This is a genomic window from Pseudomonas citrullilanati, assembly GCF_030580855.1.
Taxonomy (GTDB): Bacteria; Pseudomonadota; Gammaproteobacteria; order Pseudomonadales; family Pseudomonadaceae; genus Aquipseudomonas; species Aquipseudomonas citrulli.
Genome location: NZ_JAUQOP010000012.1, coordinates 41,000 through 64,130, shown reverse-complemented (window position 1 = coordinate 64,130; position 23,131 = coordinate 41,000). Strand labels below are relative to the sequence as shown.

The 23,131-nt window shown below is 63.7% G+C and carries 24 protein-coding genes and 1 pseudogene; 13 read left to right on the top strand and 12 right to left on the bottom strand.

Going from position 1 to position 23,131, the window contains the following annotated elements:
* Positions 1–63: 63 nt before the first annotated feature.
* Entirely contained in the window at positions 64–879 is an 816-nt protein-coding gene (locus tag Q6A48_RS10955) for a M48 family metallopeptidase (RefSeq protein ID WP_304554122.1), read from the bottom strand.
* Positions 880–1,033: 154 nt separating this feature from the next.
* Between Q6A48_RS10955 and Q6A48_RS26070 the strand changes: the two are divergent.
* Both Q6A48_RS26070 and Q6A48_RS26065 read left to right on the top strand, forming a co-directional pair.
* A pseudogene (locus tag Q6A48_RS26070) lies at positions 1,034–2,374 on the top strand (methyl-accepting chemotaxis protein); the annotation flags it as partial.
* Between the two features lie 15 nt (positions 2,375–2,389).
* Entirely contained in the window at positions 2,390–3,232 is an 843-nt protein-coding gene (locus tag Q6A48_RS26065; RefSeq protein WP_369811686.1) for a methyl-accepting chemotaxis protein, read from the top strand.
* A 106-nt stretch (positions 3,233–3,338) separates the two neighbouring features.
* Here the strand turns inward: Q6A48_RS26065 and Q6A48_RS10945 are convergent, their stop codons facing one another.
* The 3 genes from Q6A48_RS10945 to Q6A48_RS10935 form a co-directional block, all read right to left on the bottom strand.
* Positions 3,339–3,962 carry an SOS response-associated peptidase gene (locus tag Q6A48_RS10945; protein WP_304554120.1) on the bottom strand — a complete coding sequence of 208 codons (624 nt, stop codon included), beginning with the start codon at positions 3,960–3,962 and terminating at the stop codon, positions 3,339–3,341.
* 90 nt (positions 3,963–4,052) lie between these two features.
* Positions 4,053–4,313: a putative signal transducing protein gene (locus Q6A48_RS10940; protein ID WP_304554119.1), complete on the bottom strand. Its 261-nt coding sequence runs from the start codon at positions 4,311–4,313 to the stop codon at positions 4,053–4,055.
* Positions 4,314–4,326: 13 nt separating this feature from the next.
* Positions 4,327–4,509 (bottom strand): CPXCG motif-containing cysteine-rich protein, encoded by a 183-nt coding sequence (locus Q6A48_RS10935; RefSeq protein ID WP_304554118.1) that lies wholly within the window; start codon positions 4,507–4,509, stop codon positions 4,327–4,329.
* 140 nt (positions 4,510–4,649) lie between these two features.
* On the opposite strand from Q6A48_RS10935, the gene Q6A48_RS10930 reads away from it, so the two are divergent.
* Positions 4,650–5,816 (top strand): 1-acyl-sn-glycerol-3-phosphate acyltransferase, encoded by a 1,167-nt coding sequence (locus Q6A48_RS10930; protein ID WP_304554117.1) that lies wholly within the window; start codon positions 4,650–4,652, stop codon positions 5,814–5,816.
* Between the two features lie 194 nt (positions 5,817–6,010).
* Here Q6A48_RS10930 and Q6A48_RS10925 read toward each other — a convergent pair whose 3' ends face one another.
* Positions 6,011–6,292, bottom strand: coding sequence for a hypothetical protein (locus Q6A48_RS10925; RefSeq protein ID WP_304554116.1), 282 nt, complete (start codon positions 6,290–6,292; stop codon positions 6,011–6,013).
* A gap of 203 nt (positions 6,293–6,495) precedes the next feature.
* Here Q6A48_RS10925 and Q6A48_RS10920 point away from each other — a divergent pair, with 203 nt between their 5' ends.
* On the top strand, positions 6,496–6,702 hold the full coding sequence (locus tag Q6A48_RS10920; RefSeq protein ID WP_304554115.1) for a hypothetical protein: 207 nt from the start codon (positions 6,496–6,498) through the stop codon (positions 6,700–6,702).
* 129 nt (positions 6,703–6,831) lie between these two features.
* Here the strand turns inward: Q6A48_RS10920 and Q6A48_RS10915 are convergent, their stop codons facing one another.
* The gene (locus tag Q6A48_RS10915; protein ID WP_304554114.1) at positions 6,832–7,416 is read right to left on the bottom strand and encodes a YajG family lipoprotein; all 585 of its coding nucleotides are present in this window, start codon (positions 7,414–7,416) and stop codon (positions 6,832–6,834) included.
* Between the two features lie 205 nt (positions 7,417–7,621).
* Between Q6A48_RS10915 and Q6A48_RS10910 the strand changes: the two genes are divergently transcribed.
* Positions 7,622–7,855: a hypothetical protein gene (locus Q6A48_RS10910; protein ID WP_304554113.1), complete on the top strand. Its 234-nt coding sequence runs from the start codon at positions 7,622–7,624 to the stop codon at positions 7,853–7,855.
* A 738-nt stretch (positions 7,856–8,593) separates the two neighbouring features.
* Positions 8,594–10,102 (top strand): malate dehydrogenase (quinone), encoded by a 1,509-nt coding sequence (gene mqo, locus Q6A48_RS10905; protein ID WP_304554112.1) that lies wholly within the window; start codon positions 8,594–8,596, stop codon positions 10,100–10,102.
* Positions 10,103–10,216: 114 nt separating this feature from the next.
* Here the strand turns inward: mqo and Q6A48_RS10900 are convergent, their stop codons facing one another.
* Both Q6A48_RS10900 and Q6A48_RS10895 read right to left on the bottom strand, forming a co-directional pair.
* Entirely contained in the window at positions 10,217–10,504 is a 288-nt protein-coding gene (locus Q6A48_RS10900) for a PA4642 family protein (RefSeq protein ID WP_304554111.1), read from the bottom strand.
* 61 nt (positions 10,505–10,565) lie between these two features.
* The gene (locus tag Q6A48_RS10895; RefSeq protein WP_304554110.1) at positions 10,566–11,051 is read right to left on the bottom strand and encodes a hypothetical protein; all 486 of its coding nucleotides are present in this window, start codon (positions 11,049–11,051) and stop codon (positions 10,566–10,568) included.
* Between the two features lie 220 nt (positions 11,052–11,271).
* Between Q6A48_RS10895 and dauA the strand changes: the two genes are divergently transcribed.
* A complete protein-coding gene (gene dauA, locus Q6A48_RS10890) occupies positions 11,272–13,011 on the top strand; it encodes a C4-dicarboxylic acid transporter DauA (RefSeq protein ID WP_304554109.1) in 1,740 nt (579 codons plus the stop codon).
* Between the two features lie 58 nt (positions 13,012–13,069).
* Here dauA and Q6A48_RS10885 read toward each other — a convergent pair whose 3' ends face one another.
* The gene (locus Q6A48_RS10885) at positions 13,070–13,543 is read right to left on the bottom strand and encodes a WbuC family cupin fold metalloprotein (protein WP_304554108.1); all 474 of its coding nucleotides are present in this window, start codon (positions 13,541–13,543) and stop codon (positions 13,070–13,072) included.
* A gap of 3 nt (positions 13,544–13,546) precedes the next feature.
* The gene (locus Q6A48_RS10880; protein WP_304554107.1) at positions 13,547–14,104 is read right to left on the bottom strand and encodes a hypoxanthine-guanine phosphoribosyltransferase; all 558 of its coding nucleotides are present in this window, start codon (positions 14,102–14,104) and stop codon (positions 13,547–13,549) included.
* A gap of 163 nt (positions 14,105–14,267) precedes the next feature.
* Here Q6A48_RS10880 and upp point away from each other — a divergent pair, with 163 nt between their 5' ends.
* Positions 14,268–14,906, top strand: coding sequence for a uracil phosphoribosyltransferase (gene upp / locus Q6A48_RS10875; RefSeq protein ID WP_304554106.1), 639 nt, complete (start codon positions 14,268–14,270; stop codon positions 14,904–14,906).
* Positions 14,907–14,908: 2 nt separating this feature from the next.
* Positions 14,909–16,183 carry a uracil-xanthine permease family protein gene (locus Q6A48_RS10870; protein ID WP_304554105.1) on the top strand — a complete coding sequence of 425 codons (1,275 nt, stop codon included), beginning with the start codon at positions 14,909–14,911 and terminating at the stop codon, positions 16,181–16,183.
* Positions 16,184–16,315: 132 nt separating this feature from the next.
* Here Q6A48_RS10870 and hemH read toward each other — a convergent pair whose 3' ends face one another.
* Together hemH and Q6A48_RS10860 are read right to left on the bottom strand one after the other, a co-directional pair.
* Complete coding sequence (hemH, locus tag Q6A48_RS10865; protein WP_304554104.1) at positions 16,316–17,341, bottom strand: ferrochelatase; 1,026 nt, start codon at positions 17,339–17,341, stop codon at positions 16,316–16,318.
* A 13-nt stretch (positions 17,342–17,354) separates the two neighbouring features.
* Entirely contained in the window at positions 17,355–18,254 is a 900-nt protein-coding gene (locus Q6A48_RS10860) for a TIGR01777 family oxidoreductase (protein WP_304554103.1), read from the bottom strand.
* A gap of 197 nt (positions 18,255–18,451) precedes the next feature.
* Here Q6A48_RS10860 and Q6A48_RS10855 point away from each other — a divergent pair, with 197 nt between their 5' ends.
* The 4 genes from Q6A48_RS10855 to phrB all read left to right on the top strand — a co-directional run bounded on the left by Q6A48_RS10855 (position 18,452) and on the right by phrB (position 23,067).
* On the top strand, positions 18,452–19,438 hold the full coding sequence (locus tag Q6A48_RS10855; RefSeq protein WP_304554102.1) for an NAD(P)/FAD-dependent oxidoreductase: 987 nt from the start codon (positions 18,452–18,454) through the stop codon (positions 19,436–19,438).
* A 249-nt stretch (positions 19,439–19,687) separates the two neighbouring features.
* Positions 19,688–20,650: a YbgA family protein gene (locus Q6A48_RS10850; RefSeq protein ID WP_304554101.1), complete on the top strand. Its 963-nt coding sequence runs from the start codon at positions 19,688–19,690 to the stop codon at positions 20,648–20,650.
* Positions 20,650–21,588 carry a MerR family transcriptional regulator gene (locus Q6A48_RS10845; RefSeq protein WP_304554100.1) on the top strand — a complete coding sequence of 313 codons (939 nt, stop codon included), beginning with the start codon at positions 20,650–20,652 and terminating at the stop codon, positions 21,586–21,588. The genes Q6A48_RS10850 and Q6A48_RS10845 overlap by 1 nt, the downstream gene beginning before the upstream one ends.
* A gap of 12 nt (positions 21,589–21,600) precedes the next feature.
* Entirely contained in the window at positions 21,601–23,067 is a 1,467-nt protein-coding gene (phrB, locus tag Q6A48_RS10840; protein ID WP_304554099.1) for a deoxyribodipyrimidine photo-lyase, read from the top strand.
* Positions 23,068–23,131: the final 64 nt, after the last annotated feature.

The following is a 23,131-nucleotide window of genomic DNA, read 5'->3' as shown; positions in this document are numbered from 1 at the left end:
GCAGGTCTTCGTGGGAGCGAGCTTGCTCGCGATGGGGCCTGCCGCCTCAACGCATGATGAGGCTTACTTCTTGGCCTGCTGGTAAAGCGGCATCACCTTGGGGATTGCCGCCTGCAACGAGGCAATCCGGCTGCTCGACGCCGGGTGGGTGCTCATGAACTCCGGCGGCGCCCCTTCCGAGGCCTTGCTCATCTTGTTCCACAAGGTGATCGCGGCGTTCGGGTTGTAGCCGGCACGGGCCGCCAGTTCGAGGCCGATCAGGTCGGCTTCGTTCTCGTTGGCACGGCTGTTGGGCAGGGTCATGCCATAGTTGGCCACGGTGTCGGCCAGGGCGAGGCTGTCCTGGCCCAGGCCGAACAAGGCACCGGCGCCCTGCTTGGCCATCTCGATACCGTAGGCCTTGGACATCGCTTCGCGGCCGTGCTCGCGCAGGGCGTGGGCGATTTCATGGCCCATGACCGCGGCGATTTCATCGTCGGTGAGTTTCAGCGAATCGATCAACCCGGTGTAGAAAATGATCTTGCCGCCAGGGCCACAGTTGGCGTTGAGCTCGTCGCTCTTGATCAGGTTCACTTCCCACTTCCACTGCGCCGAGTCCGGGCGGAACACCGGCGCCTGGGCGATCAGCCGGCTGGCAATGGCCTGGACGCGCTTGGCTTCATTGCTGTTTTTGTCCAACGCCCCCTGGCTGCTCGCCTCGCCCACCGTCTTCTGGTAGGACTGGGCATACATCTGGTTGACCTCGTCGGTCGACAACATGCTGAACATGTACTGCTTGCGCTCCACGCCCACGGCGCCGCCGCTGGTGGTATTCACCGATTGGCAACCGGCGAGCAGCAGGCCCGCGCCCAGTACACTCACCATCAATGTCTTGTGCATATAAGAAGCTCCCTGGAAACGTGGGCGTATCCTAGGCGGTGATTTGTATCGGCGCCAGATACATGACGATGGATTACCGATTTTTCGGAAAACGCCCACGTTTCCATTTGCGACACTCACCCAGCCAAAACAGTCATCCGACGAACAGCGCCTCATGCCGGGGCGCCAAAATGCCGATACAAGTTCCAGACGTCATCCTGCGTCCGGAGCCTTTATGAAATTCAAATCGATCCAGTTTTCCGTAGCGGCCCTGGCCGGCGCTATCGTCCTCAGCGTGGTCGGCGCCCTGGTGCTGTACGCGTTGTTTGCCGGCGCCCGCACCCAGGAGATGGTGCAACAACGGACCCGGGCGCAATTCGAACAGCTCATCGAACAGCGCCTCGGCGCCCTGGCCCGCACCCAGGCCAGCCTGATCCAACGGGAACTGGAGGCGCCGCTGCAGCTCGCCAAGGGCCTGGCCACTACCAACGCACTGATGGGCATGCAGGGCGCGGACGGCAACCCGCCCTTGAAGGTGCCTCGCGAGCAGATGATCAGCCTGCTGCGCGAAACCGTGGTGCGCAATCCCAAGGTCCTGGGCGCCTATATCGCCTGGGAACCGAACGCCATCGATCACGACGACGCCCGCTACGTGAACAGCCAGGTGGTGGGCATGGAGACCAACGGGCGTTTCCTGCCCTGGTGGTTTCGCAACCAGGACGGCACCCTCGGCCTGGAAAAACTCGCCGACGTGACCGACCAGAAACTGCTTTCCACCGGCATTCGTGCCAGTGAGTACTACCTGTGTTCCCAGGACAGCCGCAAGGCCTGCGTGATCGACCCGGCGCCCTACCGCGTCGGCGACACCATGACCATGCTCGCCTCATTCATCGAGCCGATCCTCATCGACGGCAAGTTCCAGGGCATCGTCGGGGCCGACCTGTCGGTGAACTTCATCCAGGACATGCTCGTGGCCGCCGACGGCAAGTTGTACGACGGCGCCGGGGAAATGGCCTTGCTCTCCAGCAACAACCGCTTCGTGGCCTTCACCAAAGACCCGAGCAAGCTCGGGGAAAAAGCCAGCGACCTGCTCGACGCCAGCGAACTGGACAACCTGGGCAAGCTCGGCGCGGACGACGTGCGCTACGACATCGATGAAGAACACGGGCATATCGAGGTGTACATGCCGTTCGGCATCGGCGACACCAACGCACGCTGGACACTGATGTTGCAACTGCCGCTGAACGCCGTGATGGCTGACCTGCAGGCCTTGCAGGACGACCTCGATCATCAGCGCCAGGCCGACATCTTCGGCATGGCGATGGTGGGCCTGGCGATTGCCGGTGTCGGCCTGCTGGTGATCTGGCTGGTGGGCCATGGCATTGCCCGGCCGCTCAAGCAGATGGTGGCGATGCTCGATGACATCGCCCAGGGCGAAGGCGACCTGACCCGTCGACTGGTCAGCGACCGCGCCGACGAACTGGGTTCGATCGCCAGGGGGTTCAACACCTTCCTGAGCAAGTTGCAAGGCATGATCACGCAAGTGGTGACCTCGGTGCAGAGCGTCAGCGACTCGTCGGAACACACCGCCGACATCGCGATCCGCACCAACCAGGGCGTGCACAAGCAAATGTCGGAGATCGATCAGGTGGCCACCGCCGTCCACGAGATGACCGCCACCGCCCAGGACGTGGCCCGCAATGCGTCCCAGGCCGCACAAGCCGCCAGCCACGCCGATCAGGCCGCCAGCCAGGGCATGCAGATCGTGCAGGACACCTCCACCGCCATCGGCGCGCTGGCGGTGGAGATTGGCAAGGCGGTGGGCGTGGTGCAGACGCTGGCCAAGGACAGCGAGAACATCAACGCCATCCTCACCGCCATTCGCGGGATCGCCGAGCAGACCAACCTGCTCGCCCTCAACGCCGCCATCGAGGCCGCCCGCGCGGGTGAACAGGGTCGCGGCTTCGCCGTGGTCGCCGATGAGGTGCGCAACCTGGCGCAGAAGACGCAGCAGGCCACGGAAGAAATCCAGTCGATGATCCAGCAGTTGCAACAAGGCACCCGGGATGTGGTGCGGGTGATGGAAGACAGCCAGCACCGCACCGATGAAAGCGTGCAGCACGCGGCGAAGGCGGCCCAGGCCCTGGAGACGATCACCCAGGCGGTGTCGGTGATCAGCGACATGAACACCCAGATTGCCAGCGCCGCCGAGGAGCAGAGCGCCGTGGCCGATGACATCAACCGCAATGTGATCAACATCGGCCAGGTGGCCAACGAAGTTGCCAGCGGCGCGGACGAATCCAGCGCCGCCAGCGCCGGGTTGACCAAGCTGGCGGAACAGCAGCGGCGGTTGATCAATCAGTTCAGGGTTTGATTCCGACGCGTCTTCGCGAGCTGGCTCGCTCCCACAATGGAACGCGCCGCGCAACCTGTGGGAGCGAGCCAGCTCGCGAAAGGCACCAGCACCCGCACCAACACCCTCAAGCCGGCGTCAGGCACTCCGGCCCATTGAGCTTCGGGTCATTGACCAGGTTGGCCAGCACCCGCTCGCGCAGCGGCGCCGGTTCGCTGGCCAGCAGCCCTTGCAAGGCATGCAATGGCGTCTCGGGGTCGAGCCACAGGCGCTGGCCTTCTTGATCCAGGATCAATGGCCGACGCTGCCCCGCCGCCGGCTGGGTAATGACCGCGGTGCTCAGCCAGACCTGTTCCTGGACTGGGTACGCCTCCCAGATCGCGGCGAACAACAACGACGAACCCTCCCCCGGCGTCAGCCAGTACGGGCGCTTGCGCGTGCCCCCGCGCCATTCATAGAAACCGTTGGCCGGCAGCAGGCAGCGGCGCAGGCGCAGGGCCTCGCGGAACATGGGTTGCTCGGCCACGGTTTCGGCCCGGGCGTGGGCCGGGGTGCGGGACAGGTCGGTCAGCCAGGGCGGGGTCAGCCCCCAGCGAGCCCGGGCCAGTTCCCGCTGGCCCTCGGCGCCGGCACGCAACATCAGCACCGAATCGTTGGGCGAAATATTCCATTGGGCCTTCTGGTCGGCAGGAAAGCCGGGCAAGGCCGCGAAAGCGGGGTTCCAGCGAAACAGGGCATAACGTCCACACATGGGGTAACACGACTCTTGATCAAACGGCCGCCAGCCTGGGCCTTGTACGGGGATTCGTCGAGGGACGACCCCACGCTCTGCGCCCAAAGCCTAACAGACCAACGTGCCGGGGTAGCTCTCCGGCTCATCGCCGGGCACTGGCATCGCGGCATTGTACGCAACGATCAGCTCCCGGGCGTACTGCGCCTGCTCGTCCTCCACCGCCAGCCCCAGCAGGCCCTGCATCGGCAACTCGCCGGCGCCGCCCACCAGGTCACGCCCCACCAGGTGCGCGGTGATGCCCTCGCTGGCGAGCATGCCTTGCAGCAACTCGCCTTCCATCAGGCTTTCCAGCTCGTAGATGCGTCGCATGGGCACGCCCCCGTCAGTCGTTTTCGCCATGGACCTCGAGGTGCCATTCCTCGCCATGCACCTGCAAGACGAAGGTGACCGGCCGGCAACAGACCTGGCAGTCCTCGATATAGGTCTGGTCCCCTGCGGACAGGTCCACGGACGTCTCGATCTCTTCACCACAATAGGGGCAATCATAAAGCGCAGTTTCCAGCATCGCGGGCCTCCCAGGTGACTTGTGCGTATAATCGCCGGTCTGTTTGCAGGGCTATTTTCGCCTGGCTATCTTCCAGGCCGTGCCCCGTCGTTTTTTTCAAGCGAACCTTTACTTACCCTAGCCGTTTCCAACAAGAGAGCATGATGGGCGAATTCGATGCCATCCGACCTTACGACGACAGTGAAGTCCCAGCGGTGCTGGCACGGCTGCTCGGCGACAAGGCGTTTCTAGATATCCTCACCCACTTCCGCTTCCCGCGCATGGCCGGCGCTTTCGGCTGGATGCTCAAACCCCTTATAGCGCAAAGATTGCGTCGTGAGTTCGCCGGCGTGAGCTCCGTCGCCACTTTGCAGGACAAGGTGGAGTTCTATGTCGACCACACCATCGAGCGCGCCACCGACGGCGTGACGTATACCGGCGTGGAGCAGTTCAAGTCCGGCAGCGCGTACCTGTTCCTCGCCAACCACCGCGACATCGTGATGGACCCGGCCTTCGTCAACTATGCCGTGTACCACGCCGGCCTGCCGACGCCGCGCATCGCCATTGGCGACAACCTGCTGCAAAAGCCGTTCGTCAGCGACCTGATGCGCCTGAACAAGAGCTTCATCGTGCACCGCTCCCTCACCGGGCGCCGGGAAAAACTGGCGGCCTATCAATTGCTGTCGGCCTACATCAACCACTCGATCCGCAACGACTGCGCCTCGATCTGGATCGCCCAGGCCGAAGGCCGGGCCAAGGATGGCGACGACCGCACCGAGTCGGCGATCCTCAAGATGTTCCACATGAGCCGCAAGGACGAGCCCTTCGGCGAGGTGATCCAGTCGCTGAACCTCACGCCGGTGTCCATCAGCTACGAATACGACCCGTGCGACCAGGCCAAGGCCCGCGAGCTGTACATTCGCGCCACCACCGGCACCTATACCAAGGCGCCCGGCGAGGACGACGTGAGCATCGCCAAGGGCATCACCGGCTACAAGGGCCGGGTCCATGTGAACTTCGCCGCGCCGATCACCGAATACTACGAGGACACCAAGCAATTGGCCGTGGAGATGGACCGGCAGATCCTCGGCGGCTACCGGTTGTTCCCGGTGCATTACCTGGCCTACGCCCAATGGGCGGATGCCGACCCGCAGTTGCAGGTGCCCACGGCGGCCGAGGTGTTCGGTGCCGAGGAACTGGCCAAGGCCGAGGAAGAATGGCAGCGCCGGCTGGACGCTTGCCCGGCAGAACACCGGCCGTTCCTGGTGCTGCAATATGCAACACCGGTGCGCAATCAGTATCGGGTCAAGGCGGGGTTGGCGCTGTAAGCCAATGTTTGCAGGCGAAGGCCGTTCCTGTGGCGAGGGGATTTATCCCCGCTGGGCTGCGCAGCAGCCCCAAAGCGCTCATAGCTCGGTCCATCTTCGGAACGGGGCCGCTTCGCGACCCAGCGGGGATAAATCCCCTCGCCACAACAGCGCCTTAGCCTGGCAATCCCCGATGGCCGGGCAGGGCTGCTTCGTCAGATTTGCGTGCTGATCCAGGACACCAGCAACGCCAATGCCAGGCAGCCGAAACCGAACCGGTAGAAGAACCGGTTCATGCGCTGGGTCGCCAGGTCGAGCAATGCTTCGAAACGCTCCTCGCCATTGCCGCTGCGCGCTTGCAGGCAGGCCCGCGCCCGTTGCTCACGTCGGCGCGTCGCGTGCAGCACCCAACCGCCCGGGCAGGCAAACAGCAACGCGAGCAGGTTGACCAGTTTGGCGGGGTGGGCAGCGAACAGCGAAAACAGATGCAGCGACATCACGAACCTCAAGCGGGAAAAACGGACAGGACGCGCCCGGGACCTACGAACAGGGCGCGGATTCTACCGAAAGCCTGCCGCCCTGGGCGGTTTTTTCCGACCTGTGGGGCAAGGCCTGATCTGAGCGATTAATTTCCGCCGTCATGGTTTCGTCATCTGGATACGCCACCCTGTCGCCCTTCCAAACCTGCACGGACCCCACCATGCTTCACGCCGAAAACCAGGATCGTCTCTACCTCATCAGCCCCAGCGACGAACAGCAGGCCCTCGTCGGCAGCTTGTCCTTCAATGTGCAGGACCGGCACTGGCTGGTGTACTGCGCCCTCGGCGGCCACCCGCATGCCGACCTGCCCGAGACCGACCTGCTGACCGGGATCAGCGTGCTGGAGCTGTATTCGCAGGCGGCCTGAAAAGGATACAAAAAACCTGTGGGAGCGAGCTTGCTCGCGATAGCGTCAGTCCTGCCACACATCAGGCGACTGACTAACCGCTATCGCGAGCAAGCTCGCTCCCACAGGTTGGTGTTACAGGTCGAACGCTTACTCAGCCAGCACCTGGCCAACGGTCGGGTCCTTGAACAGCCGGGTCAGGGCATCGCTCAATACATCGCTGACCAACTTGGTGTTGGTGTCCTGGTTGGGCGCCATGCCGAAGCGCTGGTCCAGCGACGCACCGTAGCGACCGCTGTAGCGGCGGTTGGCGTTCTGCACGTCGGAACGGAACGTCGCGCCGATGGTGGCTTCGGTCACGTACATGCCTTCCTTGGGCGACTGGTACTTGAGTTCGGCCAGGGTCACGGTCAGTTGCGGCGCATTCAATGCGTTGGCGGTGGGGGTGAAGCCGAGCAAGCGGACGGCGGCTTCAGCCTGGGCCTGCAACTTGGGCAGGATCTGTGCGCCCTGCACCGTGATCACGCTGGTTTCCGGGTACAGCCCGCCACGGGTGCCGAGGGTCGGCGAGGGACGCCCGTCCACCACCCGCACCGCCACCGGCTGGCCACGGCCCACCGGCGCCAGTTGGGCATTGAGCTTGGGCTCGGGGTTGAGTTGTTGCGGGCTGTGGGCGCAGCCGACGAGGGTCAGACTGGTCACGGCGATCAAACCGAACAACAGGCGTTGCAACATGCGCTTCTCTCCAGAATCGGGCACGAACAGGCCCGCAGTATAGCGGCGGGCTCTGCCTTGGAACTAGCACCGGACGATGAATACTGAAATGTCTGACACAGGCCGCGCAAAGCGGTTCCTGTCACCCCTTTGTCACGGTCCTTACACCGCCATGTCATGGCCCGCTGTCAGGCTTGCCTCAAGCTCCCTGACCCGGTATCCGATCATGCGCTTCCTGATTTCGCTGTTCACCCCGCGCCCTCACCACCGCAGCTTCGCCCTGCTGGACAGCAATGGCCGCTGCCAGGCGTTCAAGCAATGCAGCCTGCAGCCGATGGGCGAAGGCTGGGTGGAAATCGAAGAGATCCGCCTCAACTGGTTGCACCAGCCATTGCCCGCCAGCGCCCGCGTGCAACCGCTGCGGGCTCGCGCACGCAACCGGCAACTGTTGACCATCTGACCGGACGGCTAATAAAAGTCATTAAACACGACCATTTCCCTGCGTTTCTTCGATACAATCTCCCCCCGATTATAAGGACGTCTCCTGATCGGGCCCCGCAACACCGCTGATGCGCTGGTATTGGCACCCCGCACCGCCCACAGAGAGCCGCCCACACAGATCGAGTGAAGCTGGCGTGCTTGCTGTTCTTCAAGCCATCGACCACTTTTCGCGCATCTGCAGAGCTGTCATTACGCTCGGTCACTGAGCTGTCTGCCCGTTTTGCCTGTCATGTATTACATGGGGGCAACCAAACCGGGCACGGTGCCAGGCTGGGACAGCCCTTTTTTGAGGTTCACGTCTTCAAAAGAGCGTGAAAAAACGGGTTTTCACAACTTCACGAGAGTGTGGCGAGCAAATGAAGAGTTTTGCGTCTGAACAAGCACCATTGGCGTCTGAAACAGCCCAACGACACAGGACCGGATATCGTTTAAGAACCGCTGCCTGAAGCCTGTCCGCTACGGATTTGGTTGCGCTACCGGATGTCTCGGCCATAAGTCGAATTGCCTGCCCGGCGCTTAAATGAGTTCATGTGACTCCATGAGGCCAGGCTGCATGCATCCGCGGTAGTTGCGAAAAATTGCGAAGATTCGGACATGGCGATCCTGGCCATGGGTACCTGGGGCACCATCAACCTGCCCCGCCAATCCTGGCCGCTATGCCGACAATTTGGTGCTGCAGATTTTGGAGACGCGTTAAATGGCGCATAACGAAGCAGTCGATGTAGTTCTGGTAGGGGCCGGCATCATGAGTGCCACCCTGGCCGTGCTGCTCAAGGAGCTCGACCCCGCGATCTCGCTGGAAGTCGTCGAGCTGATGGATTCCGGTGCCGCGGAGAGTTCCAACCCCTGGAACAACGCCGGTACCGGCCACGCCGGGCTGTGTGAGCTCAACTACACGCCCCAGGCGGCCGACGGCAGTATCGACATCAAGAAGGCCGTGCACATCAACACCCAGTTCGAGGTGTCGAAGCAGTTCTGGACCTACCTGACCAAAAAAGGCACGTTCGGCTCTTCCCGGTCGTTCATCGCCCCGGTGCCGCACCTGAGCTTCGTCCAGGGTGAAAAAGGCGTGTCGTTCCTGAAGAAGCGCTTCGAGCTGCTGAGTAAGCATCACGCCTTCGCCGACATGGAATACACCGAGGACAAGGCCGTGATGGCCGAGTGGATGCCGCTGATGATGCCGGGCCGGCCCGCCGATGAAGTCATCGCCGCCACCCGCGTCATGAACGGCACCGACGTCAACTTCGGCGCCCTGACCAACCAGTTGCTCAAGCACCTGACCAGCGCACCGGACACCCAGGTCAAGTACTGCAAGCGCGTCACCGGCCTCAAGCGCAAAGGCAGCGGCTGGACCGTGAGCATCAAGGACGTCAACTCCGGCAGCACCCGTGAAGTCGACGCCAAGTTCGTCTTCCTCGGCGCCGGCGGCGCGGCCCTGCCGCTGCTGCAAGCGTCGGGCATCGAGGAAAGCAAGGGGTTTGGCGGCTTCCCCGTCAGCGGCCAGTGGCTGCGTTGCGACAACCCGGACGTGGTCAAGCACCACCAGGCCAAGGTCTACAGCCAGGCCGCGGTGGGCTCGCCGCCGATGTCGGTGCCGCACCTGGACACCCGCGTGGTCGATGGCAAGAAATCCCTGCTGTTCGGACCCTACGCCGGCTTCACCACCAAGTTCCTCAAGCACGGCTCGATCATGGACCTGCCGCTGTCGGTACGCGCCGGCAACATCGGCCCGATGCTGGCCGTGGCCCGCGACAACATGGACCTGACCAAGTACCTGATCAGCGAAGTGATGCAGTCCATGGAACAGCGCCTGGAATCGCTGCGGCGCTTCTACCCCGAGGCGAAAGCCGAGGACTGGCGCCTGGAAGTGGCCGGCCAGCGAGTGCAGATCATCAAGAAAGACCCGAAGAAAGGCGGCATCCTGCAGTTCGGCACCGAACTGGTGGCCGCCAAGGACGGCACCCTCGCCGCCCTGCTCGGCGCATCGCCAGGGGCTTCGGTGACCGTGTCGATCATGCTGGAACTGATCGAGCGCTGCTTCCCGGACAAGGCCAAGGGTGAGTGGGCGACCAAGCTCGCGGAAATCTTCCCGGCCCGGGAGAAAGTGCTGGAAGCCGACGCGGCGCTGTATCGCAAGGTCAACGCGCAGAACAACGTCGCGTTGGAGCTGGTCGAGCAAAGCAGCGAGACCCCAAGCTACGCTTGATGCTCGCCGCATGAAAAACGCCCCGTTCTCTCTGAGAGCGGGGCGTTTTTCATGGAGGGCGCTTTCGTGGCGAGGCGCTTGCGCCCGAAGGCCTGCACGCAGGCCCAGGATCAATCAGCCACGTGCCTTCTCGATCAATTCGATGTAATCCTCGGCATTACGCTGGTCGCGAACCAGCGCCACGAAATCGTTACCGTGCTCGTCCTTGCCATTGAGGTCATGGCCGGCTTCGACGAAGAAGGCCAGGAACCGTTCGAAGTCGTCGACCCGCAGGCCACGGTAAGCCTTGATCAATTTGTGCAGCGACGGCGAAGTGGCATCGACCGGTTCGAAATTGAGGAACAGCTTGATCTGTTCGTCGCCAATCTCGTCACCAATCACCTGTTTCTTGTCTTTACGCATTGCCGGCTCCAACTCGCACGATTCACGGGGCGGGCAGTTTACCCCCGGCAGGCCCCGAGGCTCAACGCGAGCGTTCGGCCCCAGTGTGCAGATCGGCCCAGATGTGGCCGTTGGCATAGGTGAGGAACTGCACATACACCGTGTTATTGCGCAGCAGATCGATGACCACTCGGTACTGGGCTTGTGGATAAGTCAGGGTGAGGGTCTTGCTGGCTTCGTCGAAGACCGGCTTCTTCAGGCTTTTGCTTTCACCGTCGAAGTTGAGGATCACCTGGTTGAGGGTGGCGCCCTTGTTCAACGGCTTGCCCTTGAGGCGTACCAGCAAGGGTGAGGTGACCGGTATCGGCTGCTGGTTGGACTGGCGCTGGTTGCCCAGCACCACCGAATACTCGGTGACCTGCAGCAACTGTTGTTGTTCGGGCTGCTCCTGGCGCGCCACCAGGTCGTCGGGGGGCAGGAACTGACTGTGCATCGGCGCGGCCATGGCCGTCAAGGGCAGGCTGGCGATCAACAGCGAAGTGGCGCAACGGCGGATCGATACAGGCATGACAGGCTCCGGGATCTTGGCCCGGCACTCTAGCATGGGGGCGATGGGTAAAAATAAACGATCAGGGTCAATGCAGCCTGGCGTCGTGCGCGGCATACTCAAAAGGCCATCAGTGCAGACGCCTTAGTAAGACCTATTGTGGCGAGGGGATTTATCCCCTCGCCACCGTCATGTGTTTGCCGGGCGTTCGGTGTTGCCCTATTCATTCCGTGGAGTGTTTATGTCCTTCTCCGCCCCACCCTTGTTTGCCGCCTGGCGCCAGAGCTGGCGGGCCGGCTACACCCTTGCACGCCTGCGCGGCGACCTGGTGGCCGGGCTCACGGTCGGGATCATCGCCATTCCCCTGGCCATGGCCCTGGCAATCGCCGTCGGCGTGCCGCCGCAACATGGCCTGTACACCGTGCTGGTGGCCGCGCCGCTGATTGCCCTCACCGGCGGCTCGCGCTTCAACGTGAGCGGGCCGACGGCCGCGTTCGTGGTGATCCTGCTGCCCATCACCCAGCAATATGGCCTGGGAGGCCTGCTGCTGTGCACGATGCTGGCCGGCCTGATCCTGATCACGTTGGGCCTGATGCGCGCCGGACGGCTGATCCAATACATTCCCTATCCGGTCATCCTGGGCTTCACCGCCGGGATCGGCGTGGTCATCGCCACGTTGCAACTGAAGGATCTCCTGGGGCTGACCACCGCAGGCCAAGCCAAACACTACCTCGAACAACTGGGCGAATTGATCGTGGCACTGCCCAGCGTTCGTCTCGGTGATGGGCTCATCGGCGCCGTGTGCCTGGCGGTGCTGGTCGCCTGGCCGCGCTGGGTGCCGAAAGTCCCCGGGCACCTGGTCGCCTTGTTGGTGGGTGCGCTGCTGGGGCTGGCGATGGAGCGCTGGGGCCTGCCGGTCGCGACACTGGGGGAACGCTTCGGCTATGTGGTGGAGGGCGTCGCCTACCCGGGCATCCCACCGTTCCTGCCGAGCTTCGACTGGCCCTGGAATCTGCCGGATGGCCAGGGCCGGCCGTTGGCACTTTCCTATGACCTGATCCGCCAGTTGCTGGGCCCCGCCTTCGCCATCGCCATGCTCGGCGCCATCGAGTCGCTGTTGTGCGCCGTGGTGGCCGACGGCATGACCGGCAGCAAGCACGACCCCAATGCCGAGCTGATGGGCCAGGGCCTGGGCAACCTGGTGGCGCCGCTGTTCGGAGGCATCACCGCCACCGCCGCCATTGCCCGCAGCGCCACCAACGTGCGCAGCGGCGCGTCTTCGCCGCTGGCGGCGATCATCCACAGCCTGGTGGTGCTGCTGGCGATGGTGTTGCTGGCGCCGCTGTTCAGCTACTTGCCCATGGCCGCGCTGGCGGCATTGCTGGTGATGGTCGCCTGGAACATGAGCGAAGCCGGGCATGTGCTGCACACCTTGCGCATCGCCCCGCGCAGCGACGTGCTGGTGCTGCTGACCTGCCTGGGCCTGACGGTGCTGTTCGACATGGTGCTGGCCGTCGCCGTCGGCCTGCTCCTGGCCGCCGGGCTGTTCATCAAGCGCATGAGTGAACTGACCGACAGCACCGAACTGCCCCGCCACGTCCACCAGGCCTTGCTGGACCTGCCCGAGCCCGTGCGCTGCTATGGCATTCGCGGACCGCTGTTCTTCGCTGCGGCCGAAAAGGCCCTGGACGTGCTGCGCCACTTCGATCCGGGGGTTCGGGTGGTGATCGTGGAGATGAGTGCCGTGCCGATGCTGGACATGACCGCACTGGCGGCGTTCGAAAGTATCCTCAAGGATTACCGCAAGCAGGGCATCGGCCTGATCCTGGTGGCGACCGCGCCACGGGTGCGGCTGAAGCTGCGCCGCGCCGGCATCCATCGCGAGCAGCGCCAACTGGCGTATGTGAGGACGCTGGAGCAGGCGCGGGTCAAGAGTGAGCAATGGCTGGCCGGTGGCACCGCTCACCCAAGGTTGGCTTGATCTGTAGTGAGGGTGCAGATGATTCATGTGGCGAGGGGATTTATCCCCTCGCCACAGGTCAGTCGAACTGGGCGCGCATCCAGGCGTGGTACTCGGCCACGCCAGCTTCGCCTTCGCGGGGCGCCCAATGGGCCAGTTCGCCGTCGCCCACGGGGCGGTAAGGGCCTGCCTTGCATTCGAACATCAGGCTGTCGGCTTCCAGCACCACCAGGCCGTGATACACGCCGGCCGGCAGGTCGACACCCAGGCAATCACCGCCGGCCTGCAGGACGCGCTTGTCCACCACCGCGCCGCTTTCATCGAAGATCAACACCCCCAGCCGGCCCTTGAGCACCAGCAGGGTCTCGGCCTTGTCGGCACTCAGGTGACGGTGCGGCGGGATGTAGGTCGAAGGCTGCAAGCCCACCGCCATGCGATGGCAAGGTTCGTCCATCTCATGGAAGTTGTGATGCTGCCGCCCGCGAGGACTGGCCGCCGCTTTCCCGGCCAATTCGTCGAACAGCGCTTGATCCAGAAAGCTGGGCCGAGTCATCGCTTACATGCCCTTGACGGCGAAAATACCGTTCGCGTTGCGCCAGTAGCCTTTGTAGTCCATGCCATAGCCGAAGATGTAGCGATCGACGCACGGCAGGCCAACGAAATCGGCCTTCAGGTCGGGACGCGCCTTGCGGTCGTGGTCCTTGTCGATCAGCACGGCGGTATGCACGGCGCGGGCGCCGGCATGCTTGCAGAAGTCGATGATGGCGCCGAGGGTGTGCCCTTCGTCGAGGATGTCGTCGATGATCAGCACGTCGCGGTCGATGAACGAGACTTCCGGCTTGGCCTTCCAGAACAGGTCGCCGCCACTGGTTTCGTTGCGATAACGGGTGGCGTGCAGGTACGACGCCTCCAGCGGGAAGTTCAGGTAGGTCAGCAGCTTGCCGGAGAAGATCAGCCCGCCGTTCATCACGCAGAACACCACCGGGTTGGACTCGGCCAGTTGCTCGTTGATTTGCGCACCGACACGGGCGATCGCCGCTTCGACTTCGGCTTCGGTGTACAGGCAGTCAGCCTCTCGCATGACTTGACGGATATGCTCGAGATCAGCGGACATGGCGCTCTCCAGGGGGGCAGGGTTCGGAAAAGCGGGCAAAGGTACGCATCCCGCCCGGCCAGATCAAGCGTTTGTGGACTAACGTTCTGTATTGTCTATAGGACATCACCCTCGGATAGATTAATCTAGGCCGGTTTTTTTGCCCGCCGCCGGAGCCTTCCCCATGCCCATCCTCGAGATCCGCCATCCGCTGATCAGACACAAACTCGGCCTGATGCGCCGCGCCGACATTAGCACGAAGAACTTCCGGGAGCTTGCCCAGGAAGTCGGTGCCCTGCTCACCTACGAAGCCACCAAGGACCTGCCCCTGGAGGCCTATGAGATCGACGGTTGGGCTGGCAAGGTCCAGGTCGAGAAAATCGCCGGCAAGAAGATAACCGTGGTGCCGATCCTGCGCGCCGGCATCGGCATGCTCGAGGGCGTGTTGAGCCTGATCCCGGGCGCCAAGGTCAGCGCGGTGGGCGTGGCTCGCAACGAAGAAACGCTGCAGGCCCACACCTACCTGGAAAAACTGGTACCGGAAATCGACGAACGCCTGGCCATGATCATCGACCCGATGCTCGCTACCGGCAGTTCCATGGTCGCCACCATCGACCTGCTGAAGAAAGCCGGTTGCCGTGACATTCGCGCGATGGTGCTGGTGGCCGCGCCCGAAGGCATCAAGACCGTGCAGGACGCACACCCCGACGTGACCATCTACACCGCGTCCATCGACCAGAAGCTCAACGAACATGGCTACATCATCCCGGGGCTGGGCGATGCCGGCGACAAGATCTTCGGCACCAAGCAGAAGGACGCCTGAGCATGCAGGATGAGTTCAACGATCCGCTCTGGCGCCAGGTGCTGTCCGGCGCGCAGATGCTGTTCGTCGCCTTCGGCGCTCTGGTCCTGATGCCATTGATCACCGGGCTGGACCCGAACGTGGCGCTGTTCACCGCCGGCCTGGGCACGATCCTGTTCCAGGTCGTCACCGGGCGCCAGGTGCCGGTGTTCCTGGCGTCGAGCTTTGCCTTCATTACCCCGATCATCCTCGCCAAGGGCCAGTTCGGCCTGGCCGCGACCATGGGCGGCGTGATGGCGGCCGGCTTCGTCTACACCTTCCTGGGGCTGGCGGTGAAGATCAAGGGCACCGGGTTCATCGACCGCCTGCTGCCACCGGTGGTCATCGGCCCGGTGATCATTTCCATTGGCCTGGCGATGGCGCCGATTGCCGCGAACATGGCGATGGGCAAGGCCGGCGACGGCACCGAGCTGATCCATTACCAGACAGCGATGATGATCTCGATGCCGGCCCTGCTCACCACCCTGATCGTCGCGGTGTTCGGCAAAGGCATCTTCCGCCTGGTGCCGATCATTTCCGGCGTGCTGGTGGGCTTTGCCATGGCGTTTTTCTTCGGTGTGGTGGACACCGCGAAGATCGCCGCCGCCCCGTGGTTCGCCCTGCCGAACTTCACCGCGCCGGCGTTCAACTGGCAGGCGATCCTGTTCATCGTTCCAGTGGCACTGGCGCCGGCCATCGAGCACATCGGCGGCGTGATCGCGGTGGGCAGCGTGACCGGTCGCGACTACCTGAAGAAGCCGGGGCTGCATCGCACCCTGTTCGGCGACGGCATCGCCACCACCGCCGCCGGCCTCTTCGGCGGCCCGCCCAACACCACCTACGCCGAAGTCACCGGCGCGGTGATGCTGACCAAGAACTACAACCCGAAAATCATGACCTGGGCGGCCATCTTCGCCATCAGCCTGGCGTTCATCGGCAAGTTCGGCGCGTTGCTGCAAAGCATCCCGGTGCCGGTGATGGGCGGGATTCTCTGCCTGTTGTTCGGCTCGATCGCGGCGGTGGGCATGAACACGCTGATCCGCCACAAGATCGACCTGGGCGAAGCGCGCAACCTGGTGATCGTGTCGGTGACGCTGGTGTTCGGCATCGGCGGCGTGCTGGTGGGCACCGGCACCGGCCCGGATGACTTCGGCCTCAAGGGCATCGCGCTGTGCGCGGTGGTGGCGATCGCACTGAACCTGCTGCTGCCGGGCAATGACAGCTGGAAGCACAAGAAGGCGGATGAACCGCTGATCTGAAGTACTTTGCTGTCAGTCAGAAAGCCATCGCGAGCAAGCTCGCTCCCACATGAGATCTGCGGTGTACACATGTTTTGTGATCACTCTAGGTCCACTGTGGGAGCGAGCTTGCTCGCGAGGGGGCTTTGAATGTTACAAAGCGATCGGCGCCCGTTCACATAGAGTGCTCAACGCCTTGGCCCACTGCGGCTCATCATTGAGACACGGCACCAGCACCAACTCCTCCCCGCCCGCTTCGCGGAACTGCTCGCGCCCGCGATCGCCAATCTCTTCCAGGGTCTCGATGCAATCGGCCACGAACGCCGGGCACATCACCAGCACTTTCTTCACACCACTGTTGGCCAGCGCCTCCAGGCGTGCTTCCGTGTAGGGTTCGATCCACTTGGCGCGGCCCAGCCGGGACTGGAACGACACCGACCATTGGCCGTCCTTGAGCCCCATGCGTTGGGCGAACAGCTCGGCCGTGCGAATGCACTGCGCGCGGTAACAGGTCGCCATGACCTCCGGCGGTGCATTGCGGCAGCAATCGGCGTCCTTGAAGCAATGAAACCCCGTGGGGTCGAGCTTGGTCAGGTGCCGTTCCGGCAGGCCGTGGAAACTCAACAACAGGTGATCGTGGTCCTGCATCAGGTAGGGCTTGGCGCTGGCGACCAGCGCGTCGAGGTATTCCGGCTGGTCGTAGAATGGCTGCAGGACCGAGAACTGCACGTCGAGCTTCTTCTCCCGCACCACCCGCCTGGCTTCCTCGATCACGGTGGTGACGGTGCTGTCGGCAAACTGCGGATACAGCGGCGCCAAGGTGATCTTCCTGTGCCCCTGGCTCGCCAGGCGCACCAGCGCCGACTCAATGGACGGCTCGCCGTAACGCATCGCCAGTTCCACCGGCCCCTGGGTCCATTGGGCGGTCATGGCCTGTTGCAGGCGACGGCTGAGCACCACCAGCGGCGAACCCTCTTCCCACCAGATCGACGCGTAGGCATGCGCCGATTGCTCGGGGCGCTTGATCAGGATCAGCGACACCAGCAAGCGGCGCACCGGCCATGGCAGGTCGATGACATACGGATCCATCAGGAATTGATTGAGGTAGCGGCGCACATCGGCCACCGAGGTGGAAGCAGGCGAACCCAGATTAACCAGAAGCAACGCGTGATCGGTCATGCAACGTCCTATTTCAAAGGCGGCTGGACACGTCATCCAGGGCCGCAGGTAAATCGGTGAAGCGGAATGTGAAGCCTGCCGCCTGCAATCGGGCCGGCGTGGCGCGCTGCCCGCCCAGCAACAGCAAGGACAACTCCCCCAGCATGACTTTCAGCGCCAGCTCCGGCATCGGCACCAAGGCCGGCCGGTGCAGCGCGCGCCCCAGGGCCTTGGCGAAATCGCGATTGCGCACCGGGTTCGGCGCGCAGGCATTATAAGGACCGCTGGCGTCCTGCTGGTGCAGAAGAAAATCAATCAGGGCGATTTGATCGTCGATATGAATCCATGGCATCCACTGCCTACCATTGCCGATACGCCCGCCCAACGCCAGCTTGAACGGCAGCGCCAGCCGCGACAAAAGGCCGCCCTCGGCGGACAGCACCAGCCCGGTTCGCACCAGCACCACGCGCACCCCCATGGCCTCGGCACGTTGCGCGGTTTCTTCCCAGGCGATGCACAACTGGCTGGCGAAATCCTCGCTCACCGGCCCCGACGCCTCGGTCAACTCGCGCTCGCCACCGTCGCCATACCAGCCCACCGCCGAACCGGAAACCAGCACCCGCGGTTTCTGCTCGCAGCGTTCCAACCACGCCAGCAATACCTCGGTCAGGGTGATGCGGCTGCTCCACAGCAACATCTTGCGTTTGTGGGTCCAGGGACGATCGCCAATCGGCGCGCCGGCCAGGTTCACCACCGCATCCACGGGCTCGACGATGTCGTCGAGGTGGGCAATGCCCCTGACCTGCGCCCCACAGATCTTCGCCACCTCGTCGGGGCGACGACTCCAGACCGTCAAGCGATGGCCCTGCCCCAACCAGAGGTGGCAGAGCTGACGCCCGATCAAACCAGTACCGCCGGTCAGCAATATGTGCATGAGAGCTTCCTCGCGTCGCGTTTTACCCAGCCCATTAGTCTATTTTTATAAGCAGGGATTTTTCGTATCGGACAGGGTCTGTGTTTAACAATAGGACAACCTATCCGAACGCGAACGGTAAAACTTATACCAAAAACCCGAATTGTACAGGTTTAAACGACGGCGTAGTCTGTACAGAAAAGGTAAACGAGGCCCTCATGACTGTACCCATCGCAATCATCGGCGCCGGCATCGCCGGACTCTCAGCCGCCCAGGCCCTGACGGAGGCCGGGCACATCGTTCAACTCTTCGACAAAAGCCATGGCAGCGGCGGACGCATGTCCAGCAAGCGCAGCGACGCCGGCGCGCTGGACATGGGCGCTCAATATTTCACCGCCCGCGACCGCCGCTTCGTCACCGAAGTCCAGCGTTGGCAGGCCAATGGCTGGGCCGCGGAGTGGAACCCGCAACTCTATAATTTCCAGGGCGGGCAACTGAGCCCCTCGCCGGACGAGCAGACCCGCTGGGTCGGCACGCCCCGCATGAGCGCCATCACCCGCGCCCTGCTCGGCAAGCTGCACGTGCAGTTTTCCTGCCGGATCACCGAGGTGTATCGCGGCCAGGAGCACTGGCACTTGCAAGACGCCGAGGGCTTCACCCACGGCCCGTTTGGCCAGGTGGTGATCGCCACCCCGGCGCCCCAGGCCACGGCATTGCTGGCGGCCGTACCGAAGCTGGCCGGCGTGGCGGCCGGGGTGAAAATGGACCCGACCTGGGCGGTGGCCCTGGCGTTCGAGACGCCGCTGGACACCCCCATGGAGGGTTGCTTCGTGCAAGACAGCCCCCTCGACTGGCTGGCCCGCAACCGCAGCAAACCGGGGCGCGACAGCACGCTCGATACCTGGGTCCTGCACGCCACCAGCGACTGGAGCCGGCAACACATCGACCTGTCCAAGGAGGCGGTGATCGAACACCTGCACGGCGCCTTCGCCGAACTGTTGCACAGCGCCATGCCTGCGCCGCACTTCAGCGTGGCTCACCGCTGGCTCTACGCCCGCCCCGCCGGCAGCCACGAATGGGGCGCCCTGGCCGACGCCGACCTGGGCCTGTACGTGTGTGGCGACTGGTGCTTGTCCGGCCGGGTCGAAGGTGCCTGGCTCAGCGGCCAGGAAGCGGCCCGTCGCCTGCACGCTAGCCTGCAATAAATCGCGCTGCCCTCGCTGCCCGCTGCTGTCGAAACAGACAGCAGCCCCTCTGTGCAAGCCCTCTGGAACCGAGCCTGCTCGTGAAGGCGGCAAACTTCCGTGACAGCAAACATCTTCGCAAGCGACGCTCCCCACAAGCTTGACGCCCTCCTCGAAAAATCCCGTTTGACTTGTACAACTTCACCTCTATGATGAAACATATTGTACAAATTTCATGACCTGTACAAGATTATGTCAACCGAGGTGCCCATGCCCAACGACGCCACCGCCAAACCCAAGATCGCCGTCAGCGCCTGCCTGATGGGCGCCGAAGTGCGCTACAACGGCGGGCACAAGCAATCTCCCTTGTGCAGCCGTACCCTGGTGGAGTACTTCGATTTCGTACCGGTCTGCTCTGAAGTCGCCATCGGCCTGGGCATCCCCCGCGAGCCCATCCGCCTGGCGGGCGACCCTGCGCAACCTGTGGCGGTGGGCACGGTGAATCGCGACCTCGACGTCACCCAGCCCCTGGCCGATTACGGACGGCAAATGGCCGCGGAACTGGACGATATCTGCGGCTACATCTTCATGCAGAAGTCACCGTCCTGCGGCCTGGAACGGGTCAAGGTCTACGACCACAACGGCGTGCCACAGGACGGCGGCGGACGCGGCGTCTACGCCCAGGCCTTCTGCGCCCGCCACCCTGACCTGCCGGTGGAAGAAGACGGTCGCCTCAACGATCCGGTACTGCGGGAAAACTTCATCACCCGGGTGTTCGCCTACGCCGCCTGGCAACCCTTGCGTCGCCGGGGCCTGACCCGTCGCGACCTGATCGACTTCCACTCACGCCACAAATACCTGCTAATGGCCCACAACCCGGCGCAATACAAGGCCCTGGGCAATTGGCTGGGCAACATGGGCAAGGAAGACCCCGACGAACTCGGCCGACGCTACTTCAGCGCGTTGATGACCGCCCTGAAAAAATGCGCCACCCGCCGCACCCACACCAACGTGCTGCAACATCTGAGCGGTTACCTCAAGCGGGCCATCGGCGCGGAGGACAAGCAGGAAGTGCAGCACCTCATCGGCCAGTATCGCCTCGGCATCGTGCCGCTGGTGGTGCCATTGACCCTGCTCAAGCATCACTTGCGCCTGCATCCCGACCCGTACCTGGCGCAGCAGGTCTACCTGCAACCGCACCCGGAAAACCTCAGCCTGCGAAATGCCATCTGATGAAACCACCTGCCGACTCCAGCGCCAGCGAAGACCTCGGGGCGGATTTCGCCGAAGCCTTGGCGCAAGGCTGGCTGCCGATCCGTGAAGTGGCCCGGCAAACCGGCGTCAATGCCGTCACGCTGCGCGCCTGGGAGCGCCGCTACGGCCTGATCGTGCCGCACCGCACACCCAAGGGCCACCGGCTGTTCAATGCCGAGCATGTGCAGCGGATCCAGGGCATCCTCACCTGGATCAATCGCGGGGTGGCTGTGAGCAAGATCAAGCCCTTGCTCGACACACCGCAACCGGCCGCCGAACCGGTGGAAAACGACTGGCAACGCCAGCGTCATGCGCTGGTGCAGGCGGTGACGCAATTGGCCGAGCGGCAGATCGACGACCTGGTCAACCAGGCCATGGCCCTCTACCCGCCCCGGACCGTCTGCGAGCAGTTGCTGTTGCCGTTGCTGGCCGAATTGCAATTGCGCTGGCAGGGCCAGTTCGGGGCGCAGTTGGAGAGGGTCTTCCTGTATTCGTGGTTGCGCAGCAAATTCGGCAGCCGGATCTACCACAACAATCGCCAGTTGCGCGGCGCGCCGCTGCTGATGGTCAACCATTCGGACCTGGCCCTGGAACCGCACCTGTGGCTCACCGCCTGGCTCGTCAGCAGCGCCGATTGTCCGGTGGAAGTGTTCGACGGGCCGATCCCGGCCGGCGAACTGGCCCTGGCGGTGGAGCGCCTCGGGGCTCGCGGCGTGCTGCTGTACGCCAGCAACGCCATCAACCTGTCCCAGTTGCCCCGGCTGCTGGTCGGCATCGCCTGCCCGATCATCATCGCCGGCCCGGCCGCGTCGATCCATCAAGCGCGATTATCCACAGGCGTGTCGACGATTGACGTGGCGTGGGCCGAAGACCCGCTCTCGACCTACCACGAACTGAGCCACCGAGCACTTCTTTGAATGGAAAACAGCATGCAATTGATCTGGCTGCGCAGCGACCTGCGCCTTCACGACAACACCGCCCTGGCGGCCGCAGCGGCCCGGGGCCCCTGCGTGGCGGTGTACCTGATGAGCCCAGGACAATGGCGCGCCCATGACGATGCCCCGTGCAAGATCGATTTCTGGCTGCGCAACCTCGCCGCGTTGAGCAAAGGCCTGGACAGCCTCAACATCCCGCTGCTGATCCGCACCGCCGACCGCTGGGACCAGGCACCGCAGGTGCTGCTGACGCTGTGCCGGGAATTGAAGATCGGCGCCGTGCACGTCAACGAGGAATATGGCCTGAACGAAGCCCGGCGCGATGCCGAGGTGGCCCGGGCCCTGGCCGGACAAGGCATCGAACTGCACAGCCACCTCGACCAGGTGCTGTTCAAGCCCGGCAGCGTACTGACCAAGACCGGCAATTACTTCCAGGTGTTCAGCCAGTTCCGCAAGGTCTGCTACAGCCGCTTGCACCACTCGCTGCCAGGCCTGGCGCCGACACCGGCCCGCCAGCCGCCCTCCGGGATGACCAGCGACCCGGTGCCGACGCAGGTGGAAGGCTTCGCGCCTCCCGGCGAAGCACTGAGGGCGCTCTGGCCCGCCGGTGAGACCGAAGCCCGACGGCGCCTCGATACCTTCCTCGACCAGCAGATCGACTACTACCAGAGCGAACGGGATTTCCCGGCCAAGCCCGGCACCAGCCAGCTGTCGGCTTATCTCGTGGCCGGCGTGGTTTCCCCGCGCCAGTGCCTGCACGCCGCGCTGCAAGCCAACCAGGGCGAGTTCGAGAGCGGAAGCGCCGGCGCGGTCACCTGGATCAACGAACTGCTCTGGCGCGAGTTCTACAAACACATCCTGGTGGGCTACCCGCGGGTCTCCCGCCATCGCGCGTTCCGCCCGGAAACCGAAGCCCTGGCCTGGCGCAACGCCCCGGAAGAACTGGCCGCCTGGAAGCAAGCCCGCACCGGCCTGCCGATCATCGACGCGGCCATGCGCCAGCTGCTGGAAACCGGTTGGATGCACAACCGCCTGCGCATGGTCGTTGCCATGTTCCTGACCAAGAACCTGCTGATCGACTGGCGCGAAGGCGAGCGCTTCTTCATGCAGCACCTGATCGACGGCGACCTGGCGGCCAACAACGGCGGCTGGCAGTGGAGCGCTTCCACGGGTACGGATGCATCCCCCTGGTTCCGCATCTTCAACCCATTGAGCCAGTCAGAAAAATTCGACCCAGAAGGCCTGTTCATCAAGCACTGGCTACCGCAACTGAACGATCTCGATCGACAACAGGTCCATAACCCAAATCGCCACGCCGGGGGCGATCTGTTCGGTGCAGCGGACTATCCCGCGCCGATTGTCGATCTGGGCCAGTCCCGGGCGCGCGCCCTGGCAGCGTTCAGGCGCTTGCCAAAACGCCAGGACGCCGCCCTTGAGGGGTTGTGCGATCAACGAACATAAATAAGTGCGCGCGCGCGGTGTTTTTTTGGGGGCCGGGCTTATAGTCTTACAAATCCCACGGACT